The organism is Filifactor villosus (assembly GCF_042652965.1).
Lineage (GTDB): Bacteria > Bacillota > Clostridia > Peptostreptococcales > Filifactoraceae > Filifactor > Filifactor villosus.
Map to the genome: position 1 here is coordinate 241,022 of NZ_JBHSHL010000003.1, position 22,683 is coordinate 263,704.

Below are 22,683 nucleotides of genomic sequence, written 5' to 3' on the forward strand. Positions count from 1 at the left end.
ATCCGGTGTATAATCTCCGGCATGCAACAGCCCCGTTTTTGTTTATCTGTCTTCCATATAGGCCTGAATCAGGCGGAAGGTGTTGGCTACTCCGTCCCTGTGGCTTCTTTCGTAACCGTGGGACGCATAGACACCGGGTCCGATCAGGGCATGCTTGACATCGAAGCCTGCACTCAAGGTCGCTTCCACATCCGAGCCGTAGAAGGGATAGATGTCTACGGCATAGCCGATGTCATATTTTTTCGCCAGTTCGATTAACCTGCTTACGACTTCATAGTTGTAGGGACCTCCCGAATCCTTGGCAGCAATGGACACCTCTCTTTCGGTGCAGTTCAGCCCTTCGCCGACACAGCCCATATCGACGGACCATACCTCATTGACCTCTTCGGGGCAGGGGGAAGAACCTCCGTGGCCTACTTCTTCGTAGATAGTAAAATGAAGGTAGATGCTTCGATCGGGTGTGATGTTTCTGTCTTTCAGATACTTAGCATAACCGAGCAGGATGGCTGCCGAGAGTTTGTCATCGAGGAATCTGCTCTTGATATAACCGGACTCGGTAATTTTGGTACGGGGATCAAAACAGACGTAGTCTCCGACCATAATGCCCAGAGCTTCGACCTCCTTCTTTGAGGAAACGTCCTCATCGATAACGACTTCCATATTCTTCCAAGTCCTTTCGGTCTTTCTGTAATCGGGATTGACATGGACGGAAGCGTTGATCAACTGGCAGGTACCTTCGTAGACTTTGCCTTCCCTCGTTCTTATCCTTACATTTTCCGCTTCGGCGTTGTTTGCCTCCATCCCGCCGATATTCGTCAGTTTCAAACGTCCATCGCCTTTTATCTCGTGGATCATCGCTCCCAGGGTATCACAGTGGGCTTGGAACAAGATGGCCTCATCTTCTCTCTTGGAAGGGATGTTGGCGAGAACTCCTCCCTTTGTACTCATTTTTGCGCAAACACCCATCGTTTTGAGCTCCTCCATCAAATACGAAGTAACCTCCGCACCGAAGCCTGACGGACTGTCAATAGCAAGAAGGTTTTTCGCCTGCTCCAGGATATAGTCGATATACTCCTTGTAAACTTCTTTGTCGAATGTTGTCTGTGTCATACATAGCCTCCATTTCTTCGTATGCGATTCTCTGTTGGAATCGTTGATATAAATAATTCATACCTCGTACAAACCGGAACAAATCTTATTACCGGTGTATCGGCATATTGATACTTAGCCTTATTCGGCATTCTCATTATAAATACGGAAGGGTTCACAGAACAGTTGCAATTCATAGAAATAATGCGTCAGAAGACCGGAACAATGGCGTGTAATTTGAAAAAGCGGACAAAGTTCTGTTTTTTTCAGACAAACACATCTCTAAAAGTGTTCGCTCAAGAGGGTTTCTGTATTTTTTGAAACAACGGAGAGCTGCTTTTGTCTCCTTGTGCGGACTTCCTTTTATCTTTATTTACAGCGAACGGTCAGATCCCTTTTCACGGTATTTCCATAAATATTTCCAAAAAGAACAGTCTGCTTTGTGAGAGACTGTTTTTCTATTGTTTCCTGGTCGGTATAGGGGTGTCTTTTGCTCTTGTACTCTTCTTACTAAGCGATTATACCATATCAAACCGAACGAGACGAGTCTGAAAAAAGAAAGCTTTGATTACGGTAACACCAAATGATTAAATTATCAGATATATCATTGACAAAAATCGTCATAAATGTTAGTATATTCAAAAAAATAAAGAACGCTGCACTACTTTAGGAAAAAAAGAAAACAGAGGATGGGAATAACAACTTTTGGGGCATTGACAGATACAGAGGGGTGTTCTTTTCAATATGATATCAAGCTTCGTCAATTAACAAAAGTGTGATCCGACCTCAAACAGTAATGATGAGGCTTTTTCTATTGGAATAAAAACTTTGCAACGAAGGAGGCGTTGTATCGGGAATGTGTATAATCGACAGAATCCGGTTGTTTGAAGGTCGAAAATAAAAATTGCTTGGATCCTTGTTTGAAGGACAGTTCTCAATATGTGATCGAGGATCGAGGCTATTTGTCAAAACAAAAACGAAGAGAGAGAAGGTGGATAGATGAAGTTGTTTATTTCAACGGATATCGAAGGGATATGTACGGTTACGAATTGGGAGGAGTGTGATTTGGAGCACCCGAAGTTTTCCGCCGAGCAGATGAGCAGGGAGGTGGCGACTGCCTGTAGAGCGGCCCTCGACTTCGGCGTGGAAGAAGTTGTCGTCAAGGACTCTCATGCGACGGGCAGGAACCTTATTGCGGACATGCTGCCGAGAGGCGTCAAGCTGATCAGAGGCTGGAGCGGAGGGCCTCCGATGATGATGGAAGGGTTGAAGGAGGATTTTTCGGCGACTGCCTACATCGGCTATCACTCTTCAGCCGGAAGTAACGGAAACCCTCTTGCACATACGATCAGCGGGGCGAAGGTCAGAGCGCTCTATCTCAACGATGTGTTGACATCCGAGTTCTACCTCAACCATCACTTCGCCCTCCATCTGGGAGTGCCTTCGATCTTTCTCTCGGGGGATAAGGCTCTCTGTGAGGAGGCGCAGGACCAAGTCCCGGGCCTTGTTACCTTTGCGGTCAAGGAGGGTTTGGGAGATGCGACGATTAACCTTCATCCCGAGGACGCGATAGAGGGCATCTACCAAGGAATGAAGAAGGCGCTTGAGGATCCGGCACCCCTTATGAAGAGGGAGGAAAAGATCGAAGCACGCTTGGACTTCATTCATCACAGGACGGCTTATAAGGCGTCTTTCTTTCCCGGAGTGCGACAGGTATCTCCCACGGAAGTGAGGTTTGAAGGCAACGGGTACGAGATTATGAGGACCCTGATGTTTGTCTTATAGAAGAGAAGGAGGCGGGGATGAGGATAAAGACGATAGAAGTCTACGAGTGGAAGATACCTCTTCGAACTGCGTTCAAGACGGCCTTACGCGTCGTGGATGCAGTTGACGATATCGTGGTCGTCATCACGACCGATGACGGTTTGACGGGCTACGGGGAGGCACCTCCGACGGCAGTGATCACAGGAGAGACGAGGGCGTCGATCGCTTGTGCGATCAGGGAGCATATCGCTCCCAAACTCATCGGGCGTCTTGTGCTCGAAATGGAGGAAAATCAAAGGCTTCTTCATAGTGCGATGATAGGTAACACCAGTGCAAAGGCGGCGGTCGACATCGCCCTCTACGATCTGTGGGCGAAAAGGTTGAACCTTCCTTTATACAAGGCCTTGGGAGGTTCGAAAAAAAGGATTGACACCGACCTCACCATCAGTGTAAATCCAATTGAGGAGATGGTCAAAGATTCCAAGGAGGCATTGAGAAGAGGATATACGACCTTGAAGATCAAGGTAGGTTCGGATAAGAAGGATATCGAGAGGATAAGAAGGATTCGTGAGGCGGTGGGCAGCGAGGTCAAACTTCGCTTGGATGCCAACCAGGGATGGACTCCCAAGGAAGCCCTCGATGTGATCGAGGAGCTGTCCAAGCACCGCTTGGACATCGAACTTATAGAGCAACCGGTCCATTACAGTGATCTTGAAGGAATGGTTGAAGTGACAAAACATTCTCCCATACCGATCATGGCTGATGAGAGCGTGTTTTCGCCGAAGCAGGCGATCGAAGTGATAACGAGGAAGGCTGCAGACATTATCAATATCAAGTTGATGAAGACGGGAGGCATCCACAAGGCTCTTCAGATTATCAGCATTGCCGATATCTACGGTGTGGATTGTATGATAGGTTGTATGCTCGAAGGAAAGGTGTCTGTGAGTGCGGCGGCGCACTTGGCCGCGGCGAGGGAGGAGATCCGATATATCGACTTGGACGGGCCGGGTCTTTGCAAGATTGACTTGACGAAGGGAGGTCCCGATTTCAACGAGGCTTTGATCACGATGAATGAGACGGCGGGCATAGGTATCGAAGAGGTGCGGGGTCTGGAGGAGTTTTTCCGGTAGGAGAGATTATGAAAAAACAGAGTTTGGAGAACATCCTTGAGAGGGTGAAGAAGAGATCGGAAGAGAGAGGCTTGGAGTATTCCCTCGTGATAGAAGATCAGGCGAATGGAGAAAACATCAGACTCAACGCTGATAAGGTCCATGTCTCGGCGAGTACGATAAAGATACCTGTTATGATGACCATTCTGGAACAGGAGGGGAGGGGGTTCTCCCTTGATGACAGGTTGAAACTGACGGACGAAAACAAGGTGGATTTCAGCGTCGTGACCGAGATCGGTCGCGAAGAATACACGATCAAAGAGTATATGACCTGGATGATGACGGAGAGTTGCAACGCTTCGGCCAACGTGCTAATCGACTTTATAGGCTACGAAGCTGTCCGTCAGACCATAGAGAGGGCAGGGATGACAAACACCCTCCTTCAGAGAAAAATGATGGATGTGGAGGCCGGAAGGCAGGGAAGGGACAATTTTACAACGGCGGAGGATATGGCGAAGTTGATCAAGGCGATGTACTTTTCGCATGGATTTGATAAGAAGGCCTGTGTTCAAGGCTTGGAGTTGATGAAACAGTGCAGGAACAGAAATCTTCTGCTTCGTTATATTCCGGAACCCGTGGAATTTGCACATAAGAGCGGAGGGTTGGACGAGGTGAGTCATGATGTCGGTATCTTTTTGTACCGAACGCCTGTCATAGTCGCAGCACTTATAACCAACTCCGTGTATGAAGAAGATAATATAGACAGGGTCTCCGCCCTCGGACATCTGGGCAGGGACCTATGGGAGGAAGGACTATGAAAGCTTGGATCACAAAAGACATTGCACCGATGAAGGCGGAACCGAAACGAAGCTCCTCTCTTGCGGACGAAGCTCTGTTCGGAATGCCGATAGAGGTCTTGGAAGCGGTAGGAGGCGATTGGTATCGCATTCGTACCTACTACGGCTATGAAGGATATGTGAGGAGAAAACATTTTTTGACGGAGGATTTATGTGCAAAGAAGTGGCTTGAGTCAAAGAAGCGGATGGTCATTAAGGCCTATGCGGATGTATTGAGCGAACCGAGGGTACAGGGATCCTTGCTTCAAGGCCTGCCTCGAGGTTCTCAGGTTGCGATCCTTGAGGAGGAGGCTGAGGATACAAGGTGGCAGAAGGCGGTTCTCCCTGACGGGACCGAAGGTTGGACAAGGAAGGAAAACCTCATCGAAGTTCCCGACGGATCGATCAAAGACGATGAGAGTTTGTGTAGGGACAAGCTTGTGGAGATGGCACAACTCTATATGGGATCTCAATATCGTTGGGGAGGAAAGACTGCAAGGGGCTTGGACTGCTCAGGGCTTTGCTCGATGGCTTGTCTGCTTCTGGGGATAACGATATACAGGGATGCCGATATCAAGGAGGGATTCCCGATCAGGGAGATTGCCAAAGACAAGATACAAAAAGGAGATCTGCTCTTCTTCCCCGGACATGTAGCCATGTATATTGAGGATGGACGATACATTCATTCTTCCTCCGGAAACAACGGAGTTGCCTATAACAGCTTTGATCCCGAACATCAGGACTACAACGAAGAACTGTTCAAGACCTATGAAAAGGCGGGAAGTCTGTTTGGAGGAGACCGATGAGATTGGAGACGAGGATAGAGAAGGAGCTTGTAAGCTACAACGGTACCATGGCCTTTTATGCAAGGGACTTCAAGGGCAATACGGTCGCGATCAACGAAGAAGAAACGTTTGAGACGGCAAGTACGATCAAGAGTTTCATCCTCTTGGAGCTGTTTGAGCAGATTAAACAGGGGCGGCTGGGGCTGCACGAAAAAATCTCCTATGAGGAGAAACACAGGGTGGACGGTTCCGGTGTCCTACACAATATGGACAGTGCCTTTTCGATGAGTATCTTCAACTTTGCGACCCTGATGATTATCATAAGCGACAATACGGCGACCAATGTGCTGATTGATCTGCTCGGAAAGGACGAGATCAACGCTACAATTCAAAGGTACGGCTTTGAGGATACGAAGCTGCACAATCGGATTGACTGGGAACGCTACGACATCTTGGGAACGACGACGGCGAAGGATTATGGAGACTTCTTCTACAAGCTCTATCGCAATGAGTTGGTAGATGAGGTCTCTTGCAGGGCGATGATAGAGATTTTTAAGAAACAGCATTATAACAGTATGATAACAAGGCTCTTTCCACAGTACTATCTTTCCGGAGACGATTGTATCGCCGAAGCTGCGGAGCAGATAGAAGTCGCTTCCAAAAGCGGGAGTATGAACGCCTGCCGAAATGACGGCGGGATTGTATTTACTCCTGTCGGAGATTATGTGATATCGATGTTTCACAAAGATTTTCACGACCCTCTCTACCATATGGATCACGAGGCGAGTCTTTATGGATCTAAGGCCAGCCGAATGGTGTTGGATAGCTTTCTGGCCTTGGGAGGAAGTCTGGTGTGAGGCAGTTTCATATTTGCCGAAACGATCTAAAACCGGACTCATAGTACAGTGATTGTATGCTGATTTTTCGTATGCAGCATCTAAGACCTATATTTGCCGAAACAAATTTCGGCGTTGATATAGTTTACATTGGTAGACATTTGATTCGACACAGTCGGAAGGAGGGGTGTACGAAAACGTTGTAGGGTAGTAGGAGAGAGAACAGTTAAGGAGGAGACAATGAAAAAGTATCTGAGTTATATGTTGTGTTTGGGATTGATATTGACTCTCTTTGCAGGTTGCGGAGGAGATAGCTCAAGTACCTCGCAGGAAGCAGAGACGACGCAGACGGAAGAAGGAAACGCATTAGGGGACAGTGAGGCCATGGTATATCGAAGCCTTTACAGCGGTGAGATCTCTTCCATGAACTACTTGATTGAAGGAGCGACCAACGAACAGCAGGTCGCTGCAAATGTCATCGACACCTTGGTTGAATACGATTCTCACGGAGAGGTCGTACCGGGGATGGCCGAGAAGTGGGAAGTATCCGAAGACGGCAAGACTTGGACCTTCCATCTTCGCAAAGGAATGAAGTGGTTCGATCATACAGGAGCGGAGGTTGCGGAAGTTACGGCAAACGATTTTGTGGCCTCGGCGAAATATGTCTGCGATCCCAAGAACGAGTCGGCGACGGACTATATGATCCTCGATTTGATCCAAGGGGCGGGAGACTACTACCGGAAAGTATCCGACTACTACGGAACATTGGCGGAGGGAGTCGAGAAGAAGGCGGAGGACTCCGGAGCGGACTTTGCAAGTGTAGGCATCAAGGCAATCGATGATTATACCTTGGAATACACGACTGTTGACGTATATCCCTTCTTCCCGACTTGTCTGACCTATGTGTGCTATATGCCGGCTTACGGAGCACAGCTGGATCAGCTGGGTTCGGACTTCGGTACGGCGATGGACAAGATGTACTACTGCGGCTCCTACATTGTGACCAAGTATGAACCACAGGTGGGAAGAACCTACGAAAAGAACTACAAAAACTGGGATGCCGATAATATTCACATTACCAAAATCGACCTGACGTACAATGCGGAAGCTGCGACCATAGGACCCGCTATGGTCTTGAGAGGAGAACTCGACTACGCGGACATCAGCAACAATATTCTTGACGAGTGGAAGAGCAACTATCCCGAATACCTCTCCAAGAGCAGGGCGGTTCCGGATTATTCGTACTTCTACTGCTTTAACTTCCGTGCAGGTTCGGGAAGCCCCGAGCGTATCAAGACATGGACGGACAACGGTTGGGAACCCGAAAACTGGGATAAGGCGGTTACAAACTCGAACTTCCGCCATGCCGTTATGAGTGCTTTTGACAGAGACTATGCGATGTATGCCTTGGAACCCGAAGCCGAAAACAGAAAGGCGGTCACACAGAGAACGATCACTCCTGCAACCTTTACAAGCGTGAACGAGGTCGATTATTCCAAACTGCCGGAGTTCGACAACGTCGATCAGTATTTCTTTGATGAAGCAAAGGCGAAGGAATATAAGGCAAAGGCGGTCGAAGAGTTGAAGGCGGCCGGAGTCAAACTTCCTGTCAAGATGGTCCTTTCCTACCGTTCGGACACTTCCGACTGGGAGCAGGAATGTGTATTGCTCAAGCAACAAGTGGAGAAGGTTCTGGGAACCGACTTTATCGAGTGTGTACTCTATGGCGGACCTGCCGACGGTTTCCTTCGTCAGGTAAGAAGAAGCGGAATGTACGGTTTTATGAGATGTAACTGGGGAGCGGACTATGAAGATCCCTCCACTTGGGCACAGCCCTTCGGTCAAAATCCCGAGATCCGTGAGAATGATAATGTGGTTGAAGCGAACAGTTACAACGATATGGACATCTATATGGACAAAGAGGGAGAACTGACACCTGTTTTGAAAGCTTACTATGCGAAGGTAGATGAGGCAAAGAAGATTGCGGATACGGAACCGAGATATAAGGCTTTTGCCGAAGCCGAAGCAATGCTGATCGAACATGCGATTGTAGTTCCCTACTTTATCGATCCGGCCTCCTATATTTCCACAAAAATGGATATCTTTGAAGGACAATATGCACCTTGTGGAGTTTCAAACCTGAGATTCAAGGGACAAAAACTTCATGAGAACTATATCACAATGGATGAATATACCAAGAACTACGAAGCTTGGAAGAGTAAAATGGGACTTAAATAGCAGACCGTAGACGATGCGGGTTCCGATGGAGGGACCCGCATTGTAAAATTTGTCGGAAAGGAAATGCTTATGCTTCTCTATATAGGAAAACGCTTATTACGAGCCTGTATCACGTTGACGATCATTATGACCATTGTGTTTATCCTGCTTAGACAGATGCCCTTGGAAGGATATTTTCCGAATTACGATAAAATGTCTAGGGTACAGATCGAGAACGGGCTCCATCAAATGGGTTTGGATCAGCCTATGCCCGTCCAGTTGTTTCGAATGTTCAAGGGCTTGGTGAAGGGCGATTTGGGGACTTCCAGAGTCTATCGAAACAACGTGCCCGTCACGGAGATTCTAAAGCCCAAAATCCCGATATCGATTAAGCTGGGATCATTGGCAATCTTGGTATCCCTTTTGTTCGGGATTCCGATGGGAACGATGATGGCCAAGTATAAGGGAAGGTTCTTCGACCATGTGGGGACGGGTTTTGTCGTCTTCATTCAAGCGGTACCGGCGGCCGTCTACTTCCTCTTTATTCAACTCTACGGGACGGAAGCCTTGAAGATTAAGATGCTCTTTGATCCCAAAGATTGGAAGATGTGGGTATTGCCGGTCCTGTCGATGAGTTTGGGCAATACCGCCTACTATGCGATGTGGTTGAGGCGGTATATGGTGGACGAATCGTCCAAGGACTATGTCAAACTGGCTCAGATCAAAGGGCTTTCCAAAAACAAGATCATGTTTCATCACATATTCAGAAATGCCTTCGTACCGATGGTGCAATATCTTCCGACCTCGTTTTTGAACACGGTCATAGGCTCCATCTACATTGAATCCCTCTACAGCATACCGGGGATGGGAGGTCTTTTGGTCGATGTAATCAAAAGGCAGGATAATACGATGGTACAGGCGATCGTGCTTCTCTTTGCTACGGTGGGTATCATAGGTCTTATCCTAGGGGACCTCGCCATGGTGGCACTTGACCCGAGAATCAGTCTGAATGCGAGAAAAGGAGGAAGATAATGCCTGTAATCAAGAACCCTACCATTGAAAAAATGGAGCAGAACGTATATCAAAAGACAAGAGAAGAGATGACGCAGGAAGAGCTGTTCAGCTTTGCCGAATTTGACGAATCTCAGGTGGAAAAGACGGGTTACAGTAACTATTCGTACTGGCGTTCCACCTTTAGAGCCTTCTCAAAAAACAGGGTCGCTATGTTCCTGGTCAGTGTCGTGATTTTTTTGGTGGTATTTACCTTTATTCAACCTATGCTTCCCGATCAGATCCCCTATTTCCAGGTCAATAATAATCCGGATACGGGACTTCCTTACCGAAATCTTACACCGGGCACACAGGTGGAGATCAGCGAAGGTAGGATGCACACCTTCCTGCTGGGGACCAACTCCATCGGTCAGGACCTATGGTCGGGCATATGGGCAGGGACGAGGACATCGCTGTTCATCGGAGTCATCGTCGCCTGTATTGAGGCCGTAATAGGTATTTTTGTGGGGATTCTCTGGGGTTATGTGCGTAAACTCGATTTCTTCTTTACGGAACTCTATAACGTGCTTGACAACATTCCCGTAACCATCGTTTTGATCCTTGTAGCCTACATCCTTCCGCCGGGGATACCGACGTTGATCCTGGCGATGAGTTTGACAGGCTGGATAGGGATGGCGAGGTTTATACGAAACTTCATTATGATCATCCGTGACAGGGAGTACAACCTTGCCTCACGTTGTTTGGGGACTAAGACTCCGAGGATCATCTTCAAGAACCTTCTGCCCTATCTGGTATCGATCATCATGCTGAGGATGGCTCTGTCGATTCCTGCGAACATCGGTTATGAGGTCTTTATCACCTATATAGGTTTGGGACTTCCCGCCACGGTCGCAAGTCTGGGAAACCTCATCAATGAAGGCCGTGTGATGATGCTCTCTCCGAGTCTTCGTTATCAGCTGATCTATCCGACCATCCTGTTATCAATCGTTACAATCTCATTCTACGTTTCGGGAAATGCCTTCTCCGATGCCGCAGACCCGAAATCCCACGTTTAGGAGGTGGCACATGGAAAACAGAATCTTATCCGTACAAGATCTCAATGTCAAATTCTCTTTGAGGGGACGGGAACTGCATGCCATTCGTAACCTTTCTCTGGACGTGTATAAGGGCGAGACTCTTGCGATTGTCGGGGAGTCCGGGAGCGGGAAGTCGGTGCTCAACAAGAACTTCATAGGGCTTCTCGATCCCAACGGTTATATCAGCAGCGGAGAGATCCGTTATTACGGGATGAATGCAGATTCACCCGAACGCTTTGACTCGTACAGGAAGGAGAAGGATTGGCTCAAGATAAGGGGACAGGAGGTCGCGATGATCCTCCAGGATCCCATGACAAGTTTGAATCCTCTCAAGACGATAGGAGCACAGATCGCAGAGGCGATCAAACTTCACCAAAAGGTACCCAAGGCACAGTTGAAGGAGGTCGTTGTTCGTCTTCTGTCGGAGGTGGGCATCGATGATGGCCATCGGCGATACCACCAGTATCCGCACGAATTTTCGGGAGGGATGAGGCAGAGGGTCGTTATTGCCATCGCCATTGCGTGTCAGCCCAAGGTGCTTATCTGTGATGAACCGACTACGGCTCTGGATGTGACCATCCAATCGCAGATCCTCAAACTGCTCAAGGAGTTGAAGAAGAAGTTCTCTCTTACAGTCATCTTCATCACTCATGACTTGGGAGTGGTCGCGAACATCGCCGACAGAGTGGCGGTCATGTATGCGGGTGACATCGTCGAGATCGGGATGGCGGAAGAGGTCTTCTACGATCCCAGACATCCCTATACATGGGCCTTGCTCAGTTCCCTGCCTCAGCTGGGGGTCAAGGGCGAAGAACTGTACTCGATCAAAGGGACACCGCCCAACCTGTTCAAGCCGGTTGTAGGAGATGCCTTTGCGCCGAGAAACCCTCAAGCTTTGGAGATCGATTTTTTGGAAGAACCGCCGTACTTTGATATAACGTCGACCCACAGAGCTAAGACCTGGCTTTTGGATCCGAGGGCTCCCAAGGTGGAACCGCCCTCTTATATCAAAAACATCAGAGGAGTAGGAAGGAGATAAGAAATGAGTCGAAACAAAGAAGTCCTGCTCAGCGTGCGAGACATCGATATTACCTTCGGAACAAAGAAAAAACCGTTTCGAGCCGTCAAGGATGTCAGCTTCGATATTTACAAGGGAGAAACCTTCGGACTGGTAGGAGAGTCGGGAAGCGGAAAGACCACCATCGGTCGTGCCATTTTGAGAATTTATCCGATCAGTAAGGGTGAAATCCTCTACAAGGGTGAGAGAATCAGCGGAAAGATCGGCAAGGAGATGGACAGAAAGGTCGTATCCGAAATCCAGATGATTTTTCAGGACCCGATGAGCAGCTTGAATGAGAGGGCGAAGGTCAACTATATCGTTGCGGAAGGGACCTACAACACCATGAAGTCCATCGGGGAGGCAAAGCGTCAGGAACTGGTGGACCAGGCCCTTCTCGATGTCGGCCTGTTGCCCGAGTTCTCCAGCAGATTCCCGCATGAATTTTCCGGAGGACAACGACAGAGAATTGGGATCGCAAGAGCCCTGATTATGGAGCCGGAGTTTATCATCGCCGATGAGCCCATCAGTGCTCTCGATGTATCAATTCGTGCACAGGTACTCAACTTGATGAACAAGTTGCAGAAGGAGAGGGGCTTGACCTACCTCTTTATTGCACACGACCTCTCGGTAATGAGGTTTATCTCCGACAGGATTGCCGTAATCAGCAAGGGGCGGATCGTCGAGCTCGCCGAGTGTGAGGAGTTGTTCAAGCACCCCCTGCATCCTTACACCAAGGCCCTTCTCTCCGTTGTACCTCAGCCGGATCCTGAAAACGAAAGGGATAAAAAGACCCTGATCTACGACCCCTCCATGCATAACTACGAGGAGGAACCTCCCGTGTGGGAAGAAGTCTCGCCGGGTCACTTCGTGCTTGGAAATCGCAGAGAATTGGACGGATATAAAAAGGAATTGGAAGAAGTAAAGTAGGAAATGGAGTCTAGCGGTTTCCCGAAATATAGTATAGCGGCACATTGAAATTCACGGTAATTCCGATTTTGATAGGAACTCTTTTTGTTTATAGAGATAATGAGAAATAAAACCGGATATCAATATGTCGGTACAATGGCTTCCACAATTGCAAATGGGAAGGAGTACGGTAGGAGACGGGTCGAGAAGGAGAGGTTTTCCATATTTTGCAACATAGAGGAGAACTCTCCGGTTCTTCTTGATACTATTCTCCGATAGAAGCATGGATATATCCTTTTTTCAACTTACGAAAAATCGGTTTATCTTCTATGGTCACATATTATTTGTATCCACGACTCAAAGGAAGAATAGTATGAGAAGTATTTTCAAAAACAATTTATAAAAATCAAAGGGTTTCGTATCAGAAAGAATCGGTTGAAACCCTTTGATTTATATATATTACAACGAAATATAGTATTTACATACCCATACTTTGTCCCTGTACTTTTTATCGAACTGTTGGTATAATACAAAGTGGATATGGAACTGACACTTAAAGTCGATCATCCGTTTTGTACATAGAGAAGTATTGAATATAAGGTCGAAGCGGGCGACGGGGTCAATTCCTTCCGAAACTGTAATATTCAGGAGGATGGAGATATGAATAAGTTTGATGGACATGCAATACTGGACAGGGCGAGGACTCTTCTTTCTCAAGGGACTGTCGTTCAATATATTCCCGAGCTCAAAAAAGTTGATCCGTCGTTGCTCGGCTACTGCATCGTCGATGTGGATGGAAACACCTTGAGTTTTGGAGATGCACAGATAAAGTTTACCATCCAGAGCATCTCCAAGGTCATCACCTTCACTTGTTGTCTTATGGACAGAAGTTTGGAAGAAATCAAAGAGAGGGTGACCTTTGAGCCGACTTCCAGTGCCTTCAATGCCATTTCGGACTTGGAGAACAAGAACGCCCATCGCCCCCTCAATCCCTACCTTAACGCCGGGGCTTTTTCCGTGCTTTCATTGATGAAGAGGGAGAGTTTTGAACAATGTTTTGAACAGGTTTTGGATCTCTTGAGACTTATGACGGGAAACTCTTCTCTCACTTATAACCGCAGTGCCTATCTGTCTGCATATCAGACGGCGTACCGCAATCGATCCCTGCTCTACTATATGCAGAGTACCGGGATCTTGGACAAGGACACCGATATCGAGGCTCTGCTTGATGCCTACTGTAAGATATGCTGTATTGAAATGACGGCGCAGGAGCTTGCCGCACTGTCTTTGGTATACGCCCAAAAAGGCTACTCTTCCCTTTCGGGAAAACAGTGCTTTGATCCGAAGATAGCTAGCATCGTCAATGCGACCGTTATGCTCTGCGGAATGTACGATGAGAGCGGAGAAACCGCCGTATCTGTCGGACTTCCCTGCAAAAGTGGAGTCGGAGGAGGCCTTATGGCAGTCGCGCCCGGAAGGATGGGGATCGGGATCTTCGGTCCCGCCCTTAATGCAAAGAGCAACAGCATAGGAGGGATGAGCATTTTGGAGCAATTGAGCGAGGAGTTGGATCTGACGATTTTTTAGTTCGAGAGCAAAAGATAAGAAAACATCTTAGTCCCGGTGCATGGGTAAGCGGAGAGTCCCGCTAATTTCAACTATGTTATTAACCCATCCCCCTTATAACGGGGATGTAAAATAAAGCTGAATATCAATATGCCGTTACACCGGTATTGTTGCAGTCCTAGATCAATGCCCTTCATAAAGAAGGACATACGTCTTTGTCATGTGTATAGGGTTATCCGTTTATACCGGGCGATTACGTAGCCTGAAGTTCGTCATCATTCAAATTTCAGAAAATCGTAGATGTTCCGCGGATACTTCACTTGAAGAACGGCATGAAGCCTATATCCTCACATGGTAATCGGATAATAGGATTGTACCTGAGTTTGTGTAGGCAGGTTCCGTATAATAAAAAACAGTTTTAAAGGACTCGCCTGTATTCAAACAGCTAATGCCGATTGCGAGGAAGTGCAAAACAGCACTCCCTTGTAAAAATAAATATTTGGTAAGGAGGAATTAAATGAATGACAAACTACACCTTGTTCAACTCGGTGCTCTCTTACATGATATCGATATCATCGTAAGAGGAGCCGGATTGAGCAAAGAAAACGACTTACATCCGGGTTCCGCATACCTTAAAGGCAACGGGTTGTTTTCGCAAAAGGATACCGAAGTCTGCGACATCATCGACCACAGTTGTGAAGAAGAGTTGAAGAAGGCATCTCTTTCGGAGGACTCTGTGGCCTACCTCGTCTATGAAGCGAATAACATCGCTTCAGGTACGGGAAGACGAAGTGCTCCGAAAACAGGAGTGAAGAAAGAATTGAATTCGATCTTCAATCTGATCCGACCGGAGATCCCGTCGGCAGGCAAGATCTTCCCTCCGGGAGATGTAAAAAAGGACTTTAATATGCCTCGAAAACCGGGAAATAACGGATCGTCATCCCTTTATTATGCGGAGAAACTGGAAGCTATCACAAAGGTGCTCAAGACGGATCCGGCAATCGAGGATCTGCTTGTCGCACTGGAAGAGAACGCTTCCTTCCTTCCTTCGAGTGCCTATCCGGAACATAGTGACGTATCCTGCTATGACCATGCCAGGATCGTTACGGCCCTTGCCTCCTGCATGTATCTCTATGACAGGGAACAGGGGATAACCGATTGGAAGAAGGAGTATCTGGACAGAACCGATGCACGAAAAACCGAGAAATATCTTTTTGTGTTGGGAGAGTTTACAGGCATCCAAGACTTTATCTACACCATCACCTCAAAAATGGCAATGAAGTCTTTGAGGGGGCGTTCCTTTTACTTGGAACTTTTCACCGAGCATATCATCGATGAGATTCTTTCCAATCTTTCGTTGAATAGAGCAAACCTCATCTATTCGGGAGGAAGTCAGTTCTATCTCCTCCTGCCGAATACATCGCAAGCAATTCGGTTGCTCGAAGATTGTCATGAGAAAATCAACGACTTCCTTTTGGAAGAATTCGGCACCAAACTTTACTTTGAGATGGCATGGGTTCCTGCGACGGCGGAAGACTTGGGCAACGGCTTGGATGTGGAGCTCAAGACGGAAAACAAATTGGGCGAGGTCTTTCGACAAAGCGCCATCAAGACATCCAAAGGGAAAATAAATCGTTATTGCTCACCGCAATTAGAAGATCTATTTAATGAAGACAGTGAGATCAATGCGGTCCACAGTTACACCGGTGAATGTGTTATCTGCAAGAAGGCGGAGAAGGACGAGATCCTTCAATCCAATAAAGAGGCAAGGGAGAAGCGGACAGGAGGAGATGATGATCTGGAAGGGGTCGAAATCTGCGATTCCTGCAACGGTTTTATTGAATTGGGTAGTGTCATTGCCAAACTCTACGGAGAAGATCGAGGGTTTTTGGTAGAGACCTACAAGAAGGATGAAGAAACACCAAAAAAACCCAAGGGAGCCTTGATCGAACTTCCTCTTCTCGAGGGAGGAAGAGTCTACCTGCGTTTGATGGATGAAGATAAGGTCAAAAACCTCGATCGAAACGGAGAGCTCCATCGATACTATTCGGTCAACAGCATCCATACAGGAGACCTTCTATGTAAAAACATCTCCGTAGGCAACTACAATGTCCCGAACGAAGGCAAGGGGCTTGTCGAATTTAATGCATTGGTGACAAGGTCGAAGGGTATCCGTCGCCTTGCAGTCTTAAGAGCGGATGTCGACAATCTCGGAACCTTGTTTCAATCCGGTTTTGAAGATAAAAACTCTAAACAGTCCTTCCGCCACGTTACCCTATCCAAGTCCGCAGTGCTGTCCGGATATCTGTCTGATTTCTTCAAGCGAAGAATCAACCTGATCCTCGAAAGAAGAGATGGAGCCTCTGCACACAACGAGATCTTCAAGGAGTATTGCAACCTTATTTCTTCAAGCGAGAAGAAGTTTAGGGATATCGTAGTTGTATACTCCGGAGGGGATGACCTCTTCGTGATAGGAACATGGAACGATGTCCTTGAGTTTGCCGTAGACTTGAGGACGGCGTTCAGGGAATTTACGAACGGAAAGATCACTCTTTCCGCAGGGATCGGTTTCTTTGGCGAAAGTTTTCCCGTCTATCAGATGGCAGGTCGCACCGGGGAACTCGAAAAACTGGCAAAAGAATATACCAAGGGCAACAGTCCTCTGCCGACAAAGGATGCGATCGCTCTCTTTGGAAGAATGAGCGATGAGAGACTCAACCATGTATATGTGTGGGATGAGTTTATCGATAAGGTCCTCTATGAAAAATATGACTACCTCAAGCAGAATGTCGACTTTAAAGAGGATTCGGGATCCAAACTCTTTGTCGGAAAATCGAAGTGGTATAAACTGATGGACCTGATCATACAGAGATTGACTGTGGGGAATCGTATCGATATTGCAAGATTTGCTTATACGATCGCAAGGATCCGACATACAAAAGACAATGAACAAACCTATCAGGACTTTAAAGAAACAATGCTGATTTGGATGAGAAATGAAGAAGACGCAAAGCAACTGTTAACGGCAATCAACCTTATAATCTATGAAGAAAGAGAGGGCGCAAAATGGGCCGACAAGTAAATGTGGAACAGGTAGTGATTCAAAATAAGGACGATAGAAACATGGTTACGACGACCCAGTTGAGACTGCTGCTGTCCAACTCCGTTGTAGTAAAAAACAAGATCGAGATGGTATGTAAGAAAGGAGATAAACTTCCTGTCGAGATTCAAAATGAGATCAAATACCTCCTGATCAAACATATCTACCAATGCGGAAGAGATTCCAAGGTCGGAAAGTTTGATAAGGATTTTCGCATTGCCGATGTGATCAAGGACATAGGAGATTCTCAGGAGAAATTCAACGAGTATTACAGATATTTGGAAGAGATCGTAGCATATGTAAAATACTATAAGGGATAGGAGAGAAGAAGATGAATACAGAAAAAAGATTTATAAATACACTGAGCGGAAAAATGATCATCAAAGGAACGATCAAGGTACTGACCGGACTTCATATCGGAACCTCGGGAGACTTTTCCGCCATCGGTGCGGTCGATAACATCGTAGTAAGGGACTCGATCACCAACAAACCGATGATACCGGGCTCCTCCTTGAAAGGAAAGATGAGATACCTTCTGGCAAGGACAAAGTACAGTGACAGCTCTCTGACAATGGCAAATATTAAAAACGAACATGAAGCGATCAAGAGACTGTTCGGAGGAGTAGGGAAAGAAGGAGAAGGACTTGTTCTGTCCAGATTACAGTTCCAAGATATGCTGCTCTCCGACAAGTCGGAACAGGAACTCAAGAGCCTCGAACTTGACCTGCCCTACACCGAGATCAAGTATGAAAACACCATCGATCGTGCAAAGGGAGAAGCCAACCCCAGACAACAGGAGAGGGTGCCTGCCGGTTCCGAGTTTGACTTTAAATTGATTTACAACATTGAAAAACTCGATGAACTGAACGAAGATATGGAGAATCTTGCCCTTATGATGGAACTCCTTCAGGACGACTACCTCGGAGGACATGGAACAAGAGGATACGGACGCGTGAAGTTTGAGAACCTGACAGTGGAAGTAAAGACCTATGCCGAAGAAAGTAAGGCGAAGGATATCGATAGTGCAAAATATCAAGAATTGTTGGAAAGCAAGGTGAGATAATGTCTTATCATATCTATAAACTGAAATTTCCTCATGGGGTCCATATAGGAGGATCCGGGGGAGCGGGGCTCGAAGGAACGGACTTTTGCATGAGATCCGATACCTTCTACAGTGCCTTCTGCCAAGAGTATGTAAGTTTATACGGAGCTGAAGAACTGGTGTCAATGGTGGAGAAAGACAGCCTTAAGGTCTCGGATCTTCTTCCGTTTAAGGGAAACATCTTCTACCTTCCCAAACCCTTTGTAAACATCGACAGGGATCAGTCCATGAGACAGAAAACGGTAGACAGAAAGAAAGTCAAGGCCTTGAACTACCTTCCTGTCGAAAAACTTCCGGACTATATCTCCTTCCTCAAGACAGGTCGGAACTTTCCTGAGGTGGATACGGACTTCGGAGACAAACAACTTCACACAAAGAACCAAATCTCAAGGGAAGGAAAAGACACCGAGCCCTATAACATAGAAATATTTCGCTTTAACAGCGAGTCGGGGCTCTATGTGATCGCGGAGTTTGATGAAGACTTCAAAGAAGTCTTTGAAACCGTTTTGGACAGCCTTTCTCTAAGAGGGATAGGAGGAAAGAAGAGCTCGAGCTGCGGACAGTTTGAGGTGTCGAAAAAAATCCTTCCGGAACAAAAAGAGACTTTGGGAACATCGGTTTCTTCTTTGTACAAGGCTCTTCATCAAAGTGCGAAGAACTATATTCTCCTCTCTTCCTATCTGCCCTTGCCGAGAGAGATAAGCGATCTGAAAAATAAAGAGAACGGCTATCAGTTGATTCGAAGAAGCGGTTTTGTCAACCTAAGCTCCTACTCGTCTCAACCGCAAAAGAGAAAGCAGGTCCATATGATATCTTCCGGATCGGTGCTTAACTTCAAGCCTGTGGGAAAAGTAGCGGACCTGAAACTGCATGGAGCTCACAGCATCTATCGAATGGGCAAACCGCTGGTAATGGGGGTGGAACTGTGTCAAGAATAAAAAACTATAAAATGAATCTCCATGTACTAAGCCCCGTCCATATAGGCGGTGCGGAGTACAAGTCGAAACTGACTACGAAAGAATATATCTATGATAGGCGAAAAAAAATCCTGACAATCATCGATGCCAACAAATTTACGGATCTGTTAATCAGAAGAAACCTCTTTGATACCTATATCGACTATATTCAAGAGAGGGTCAATACATCCAAAAAAGAACAGAACAGAAAGGCGGATATCCGCACCTTTATCCAACAGCATAAGTTGGAGGCGCAGATCCCGAGCATTGCGGCAAAAGAGTACAAAAATCTTGAGATCGATACTGAAAACGGACGACTCAACGATATCAACCTCGTTGTCAAAGACGTCTATGGAGAGCCCTATATCCCGGGCAGCAGTATCAAGGGGGCGATGGTCACTTCTTTGCTTGTAGACTATATTATTAGTCACAGAAACGAATTTAAGGATAATATTTCCAGTATCCTCAAAGCGGCAAGAAAGGTTCAAAGCGATAGGGATGTACGAGACTATAAAAAAACCGTATCTCGTGAAGTTGCTACCATCGAAAATCTTATTCTATACGGTACACCTAGGGCGCCTAAGGTAAAACGTTTCGGCCTGTCCGTCTCCGACACCTATAGGAGCGAGAACCTCAATACCTGCTTTCTTCAGGACATCGATGAGACAATGAAAGATGGAGATTTTAAGCCCATGCCCTTGGCACGGGAATACATCGCACCGGGAAGCAGACTGTTCTGCGATATCTCCTTGGATTTTGATCGATTTAAAGAATCAAGATTAAAGGTTGAGAGTATGGATGATGTTTTCGATGCCATCGAGAGGTCCGCTTTATATTTGACTACAGTCTGTATCCCTTACGCAGGAAAAGAAACAGACCTGATCTTGGGGGCGAACACCGGCTTCCATCAGAAGACGGTGGTCCATGCCCTGTTTGACAACGAAAAGGAGAGACTTGATGTCGTAAGAAAACTCCTGCACAAAGGCTCAAAGAAGAAAATAACCAACCATCTTAACGATAAATATGCTCCACGAGTTATCAACCGTGTGATATGGGATACCTACGAAGAACTGGCGGGTGTGGTAAGGCTGGATATAGTGGAGGAAGAGTAATGTTAGCCAAGATGAATATCGAACTGCAAGGGGGCAGTCTTCATCCCAATATGGCCTCGTTGTTTCACGGGTACTTGATGAAGGAGATAGAGCCCTCCTTTGCCGAGTACCTCCATTACAACCAAACCAATCCCTTCACTTCCTGCATCGTTCGGGAGAAGTCGGGAGACAAAGCCCATTGGAGGATCACCACCTTCAATAAAAGGGCCTATGATAGGATCATCGCCCCTTTGGCAGGCAGGAGCAGTGACAGCATCTATATTGAGCATAAGGATATGGAGTTTCAGATCAGGAATATGAAGGTGGAAAAAAGCAGTTTTGAAGAACTCTACCTCAATACGAAGAGAACTCCGAGGCTCCGCCTCTTGACGCCCACCTCCTTCAAATCGGACGGACGCACCCATATTTTTCCCGATGTCAAAGTCCTGTTGAACGGAGTTATCAACAAGATAAACCTGCACTCCGACTCGATCAGGATCGAAGATGAACATGCCTTGGAAGAGCTGATGAAGGGGATGTACCTGAGAGATTACAACCTTCGTACTGCGGTTTTCAGCATGGAAAAAATAAAAGTCAAAGGCTTTATCGGGACCCTCGACGTAGGCTTGTATGGAGATCCCGCCTTGCTTGAGCTTTTGAACTTCATCTTAGCCTCAGCCGAATATACGGGACTTGGGATCAAAACTTCACTTGGAATGGGAGGAGTAAACATTGAATACAGAAATTGATATGACCAAAGAAAGGGTATTGCTCACCTTTGCGGGCAATACCGACCCCACCAGGGGGCAGCATGACGGACCCATCCTTCACATCTGCCGTTACTATAGACCTCAAAAAATCTATTTGATACTGACAAAGGAAATGCAGGAGAGGGATGAGAAACCACATGATTTTTACCGGAGAGCCCTTGATCGTAACTTGCCCGGTTATGAGTACGAACTGATTCGCTTCCGCACGGACATTGTGGATGCACATAAGTTTGAGAGTTACTTCGATATCGTATATAAAGTATTTGAACAGATTAAGAAAGACAGCGAAGGCAAAGACATTGAAGTCCTTGTCAACCTTACCTCCGGAACCACTCAGATGGCGAGTAACCTTGTAACTTATATCGTGGATGCCGAAAATTTGAAACTCACACCCGTTCAAGTATCCACACCGGAGCGTAAGAGCAATACCGAAAAACCCGTAGGGCTTGATTACGATGTGGGGCTGGAAGCCGAGATGAATCTGGATAACGAAGGAGAAACGGTGTGTAGACTGATTTCTCCCGATTTGAGAAGATACACAAGGATCCGTCTCAAAAGTCAGGTTGGACGGTTGTTGGATCGATATGAGTATGTGGCATCGATAGAACTATTGAAACAAAAAGTGTTTGATAAAGATCAGGAACTCAATACCTTGCTTAACTTCGCGTTGGAAAGAAGAGTGTTGAGCGGTCTGGAGAGCAATGCCAAACTTCATCCTCTGTCAAACAAAAACTACGATAAACTCTATTACTATACCAAGAGCAAAAAAGAGACGAGAGTACCCTTGTGGTATGAAGTGGCAGACTACTTTGCTCTGGCTCTGACAAAAGAGAAGGTAAAGGACATAAGCGGATATTCTCTTATGATAGAGCCCTTTACGGTCAACCTCTATCTTTCGATTTTGTCAGAGTTGTTCGGCAAAAACTTAAATCAACTGTTTGAAGCTGTTTATAGCAGAAAGAAAACATCCTCTGCGGATGTAAGCTATAAAATATCGACAAAGAAATTAGGCGAAGAGCTCAAGAAAAAAATCGAAAAGGATATGAATATCTTTGAACTTAAAGAAGGGACCTATATTTCAGACAAAGTATTGGTATCGATGATTTGCTATTTTATCGAAGAAAAAGAAGAAGCTAAGAGGGTCGTCAGTTTGGAGGACTTCAAAGAGCTTTCGGAAACATTGGAGAAGGTAAAACCGGTCCGAAATATGTTGGCTCATAGCTTAAAATCCATCACAGAACATGATTTTAGAGAGGAAGCGGGAGTGGAAGTATCCAAGGTCAGCAGTACTATTAAAAATTTCCTGACCAAATATTATACCCCCTTGGGTTTCAAACCAAGTATGCTTGATATTTACGACAATATCAACAAAGAAATCAAAAGGATCTTGGAAGAAGAAAAATAAAACA

General features: G+C 46.5%; 19 protein-coding genes. 18 read left to right on the top strand and 1 reads right to left on the bottom strand.

Annotation, left to right across the window (positions count from 1 at the left end; translation table 11 throughout):
• Positions 1–42 precede the first annotated feature (42 nt).
• Positions 43–1,110 carry a M42 family metallopeptidase gene (locus ACFO4R_RS01445; protein WP_379787186.1) on the bottom strand — a complete coding sequence of 356 codons (1,068 nt, stop codon included), beginning with the start codon at positions 1,108–1,110 and terminating at the stop codon, positions 43–45.
• Positions 1,111–2,088: 978 nt separating this feature from the next.
• On the opposite strand from ACFO4R_RS01445, the gene ACFO4R_RS01450 reads away from it, so the two are divergent.
• The 18 genes from ACFO4R_RS01450 to csm6 all read left to right on the top strand — a co-directional run bounded on the left by ACFO4R_RS01450 (position 2,089) and on the right by csm6 (position 22,679).
• A complete protein-coding gene (locus ACFO4R_RS01450) occupies positions 2,089–2,874 on the top strand; it encodes a M55 family metallopeptidase (protein WP_379787187.1) in 786 nt (261 codons plus the stop codon).
• Between the two features lie 17 nt (positions 2,875–2,891).
• Positions 2,892–3,983 carry a dipeptide epimerase gene (locus ACFO4R_RS01455; protein ID WP_379787188.1) on the top strand — a complete coding sequence of 364 codons (1,092 nt, stop codon included), beginning with the start codon at positions 2,892–2,894 and terminating at the stop codon, positions 3,981–3,983.
• An 8-nt stretch (positions 3,984–3,991) separates the two neighbouring features.
• The gene (locus tag ACFO4R_RS01460; protein ID WP_379787189.1) at positions 3,992–4,780 is read left to right on the top strand and encodes a serine hydrolase; all 789 of its coding nucleotides are present in this window, start codon (positions 3,992–3,994) and stop codon (positions 4,778–4,780) included.
• Positions 4,777–5,604 (top strand): C40 family peptidase, encoded by an 828-nt coding sequence (locus ACFO4R_RS01465; protein ID WP_379787190.1) that lies wholly within the window; start codon positions 4,777–4,779, stop codon positions 5,602–5,604. Before ACFO4R_RS01460 ends, ACFO4R_RS01465 begins: the two co-directional genes overlap by 4 nt.
• On the top strand, positions 5,601–6,440 hold the full coding sequence (locus tag ACFO4R_RS01470) for a serine hydrolase (protein ID WP_379787191.1): 840 nt from the start codon (positions 5,601–5,603) through the stop codon (positions 6,438–6,440). The genes ACFO4R_RS01465 and ACFO4R_RS01470 overlap by 4 nt, the downstream gene beginning before the upstream one ends.
• 219 nt (positions 6,441–6,659) lie before the next feature.
• The gene (locus ACFO4R_RS01475) at positions 6,660–8,657 is read left to right on the top strand and encodes a peptide ABC transporter substrate-binding protein (protein WP_379787192.1); all 1,998 of its coding nucleotides are present in this window, start codon (positions 6,660–6,662) and stop codon (positions 8,655–8,657) included.
• 69 nt (positions 8,658–8,726) lie between these two features.
• Positions 8,727–9,668: an ABC transporter permease gene (locus ACFO4R_RS01480; protein ID WP_379787193.1), complete on the top strand. Its 942-nt coding sequence runs from the start codon at positions 8,727–8,729 to the stop codon at positions 9,666–9,668.
• Positions 9,668–10,702: an ABC transporter permease gene (locus tag ACFO4R_RS01485; RefSeq protein ID WP_379787194.1), complete on the top strand. Its 1,035-nt coding sequence runs from the start codon at positions 9,668–9,670 to the stop codon at positions 10,700–10,702. The genes ACFO4R_RS01480 and ACFO4R_RS01485 overlap by 1 nt, the downstream gene beginning before the upstream one ends.
• A gap of 10 nt (positions 10,703–10,712) precedes the next feature.
• A complete protein-coding gene (locus ACFO4R_RS01490; RefSeq protein ID WP_379787195.1) occupies positions 10,713–11,762 on the top strand; it encodes an ABC transporter ATP-binding protein in 1,050 nt (349 codons plus the stop codon).
• A gap of 3 nt (positions 11,763–11,765) precedes the next feature.
• Positions 11,766–12,710: an ATP-binding cassette domain-containing protein gene (locus tag ACFO4R_RS01495; protein ID WP_379787196.1), complete on the top strand. Its 945-nt coding sequence runs from the start codon at positions 11,766–11,768 to the stop codon at positions 12,708–12,710.
• A gap of 639 nt (positions 12,711–13,349) precedes the next feature.
• Positions 13,350–14,276, top strand: coding sequence for a glutaminase A (glsA, locus tag ACFO4R_RS01500; protein WP_379787197.1), 927 nt, complete (start codon positions 13,350–13,352; stop codon positions 14,274–14,276).
• Between the two features lie 496 nt (positions 14,277–14,772).
• Positions 14,773–17,337 carry a type III-A CRISPR-associated protein Cas10/Csm1 gene (cas10, locus tag ACFO4R_RS01505; protein ID WP_379787199.1) on the top strand — a complete coding sequence of 855 codons (2,565 nt, stop codon included), beginning with the start codon at positions 14,773–14,775 and terminating at the stop codon, positions 17,335–17,337.
• Positions 17,322–17,675, top strand: a complete 354-nt coding sequence (gene csm2, locus ACFO4R_RS01510) for a type III-A CRISPR-associated protein Csm2 (RefSeq protein WP_379787200.1) — start codon at positions 17,322–17,324, stop codon at positions 17,673–17,675. Before cas10 ends, csm2 begins: the two co-directional genes overlap by 16 nt.
• Positions 17,676–17,686: 11 nt before the next feature.
• Complete coding sequence (gene csm3 / locus ACFO4R_RS01515) at positions 17,687–18,418, top strand: type III-A CRISPR-associated RAMP protein Csm3 (protein ID WP_379787201.1); 732 nt, start codon at positions 17,687–17,689, stop codon at positions 18,416–18,418.
• Complete coding sequence (csm4, locus tag ACFO4R_RS01520; protein WP_379787202.1) at positions 18,418–19,395, top strand: type III-A CRISPR-associated RAMP protein Csm4; 978 nt, start codon at positions 18,418–18,420, stop codon at positions 19,393–19,395. The genes csm3 and csm4 overlap by 1 nt, the downstream gene beginning before the upstream one ends.
• On the top strand, positions 19,383–20,525 hold the full coding sequence (gene csm5, locus ACFO4R_RS01525; RefSeq protein WP_379787203.1) for a type III-A CRISPR-associated RAMP protein Csm5: 1,143 nt from the start codon (positions 19,383–19,385) through the stop codon (positions 20,523–20,525). Before csm4 ends, csm5 begins: the two co-directional genes overlap by 13 nt.
• The gene (cas6, locus tag ACFO4R_RS01530; RefSeq protein WP_379787204.1) at positions 20,525–21,253 is read left to right on the top strand and encodes a CRISPR system precrRNA processing endoribonuclease RAMP protein Cas6; all 729 of its coding nucleotides are present in this window, start codon (positions 20,525–20,527) and stop codon (positions 21,251–21,253) included. The genes csm5 and cas6 overlap by 1 nt, the downstream gene beginning before the upstream one ends.
• Positions 21,237–22,679: a type III-A CRISPR-associated CARF protein Csm6 gene (gene csm6, locus ACFO4R_RS01535; protein ID WP_379787205.1), complete on the top strand. Its 1,443-nt coding sequence runs from the start codon at positions 21,237–21,239 to the stop codon at positions 22,677–22,679. The genes cas6 and csm6 overlap by 17 nt, the downstream gene beginning before the upstream one ends.
• Positions 22,680–22,683 lie beyond the last annotated feature (4 nt).

Excerpts from the sequence above, each read along its gene's own strand:
- ACFO4R_RS01460 (WP_379787189.1), top strand. The coding sequence starts at position 3,992 with ATGAAAAAACAGAGTTTGGAGAACATCCTTGAGAGGGTGAAGAAGAGA.
- ACFO4R_RS01450 (WP_379787187.1), top strand. The coding sequence starts at position 2,089 with ATGAAGTTGTTTATTTCAACGGATATCGAAGGGATATGTACGGTTACG.
- ACFO4R_RS01470 (WP_379787191.1), top strand. The coding sequence starts at position 5,601 with ATGAGATTGGAGACGAGGATAGAGAAGGAGCTTGTAAGCTACAACGGT.
- ACFO4R_RS01485 (WP_379787194.1), top strand. The coding sequence starts at position 9,668 with ATGCCTGTAATCAAGAACCCTACCATTGAAAAAATGGAGCAGAACGTA.
- ACFO4R_RS01455 (WP_379787188.1), top strand. The coding sequence starts at position 2,892 with ATGAGGATAAAGACGATAGAAGTCTACGAGTGGAAGATACCTCTTCGA.
- ACFO4R_RS01465 (WP_379787190.1), top strand. The coding sequence starts at position 4,777 with ATGAAAGCTTGGATCACAAAAGACATTGCACCGATGAAGGCGGAACCG.
- cas6 (WP_379787204.1), top strand. The coding sequence starts at position 20,525 with ATGTTAGCCAAGATGAATATCGAACTGCAAGGGGGCAGTCTTCATCCC.
- ACFO4R_RS01480 (WP_379787193.1), top strand. The coding sequence starts at position 8,727 with ATGCTTCTCTATATAGGAAAACGCTTATTACGAGCCTGTATCACGTTG.
- cas10 (WP_379787199.1), top strand. The coding sequence starts at position 14,773 with ATGAATGACAAACTACACCTTGTTCAACTCGGTGCTCTCTTACATGAT.
- ACFO4R_RS01475 (WP_379787192.1), top strand. The coding sequence starts at position 6,660 with ATGAAAAAGTATCTGAGTTATATGTTGTGTTTGGGATTGATATTGACT.
- glsA (WP_379787197.1), top strand. The coding sequence starts at position 13,350 with ATGAATAAGTTTGATGGACATGCAATACTGGACAGGGCGAGGACTCTT.
- csm3 (WP_379787201.1), top strand. The coding sequence starts at position 17,687 with ATGAATACAGAAAAAAGATTTATAAATACACTGAGCGGAAAAATGATC.
- csm2 (WP_379787200.1), top strand. The coding sequence starts at position 17,322 with ATGGGCCGACAAGTAAATGTGGAACAGGTAGTGATTCAAAATAAGGAC.
- ACFO4R_RS01490 (WP_379787195.1), top strand. The coding sequence starts at position 10,713 with ATGGAAAACAGAATCTTATCCGTACAAGATCTCAATGTCAAATTCTCT.
- csm4 (WP_379787202.1), top strand. The coding sequence starts at position 18,418 with ATGTCTTATCATATCTATAAACTGAAATTTCCTCATGGGGTCCATATA.
- ACFO4R_RS01495 (WP_379787196.1), top strand. The coding sequence starts at position 11,766 with ATGAGTCGAAACAAAGAAGTCCTGCTCAGCGTGCGAGACATCGATATT.
- ACFO4R_RS01445 (WP_379787186.1), bottom strand. The coding sequence starts at position 1,110 with ATGACACAGACAACATTCGACAAAGAAGTTTACAAGGAGTATATCGAC.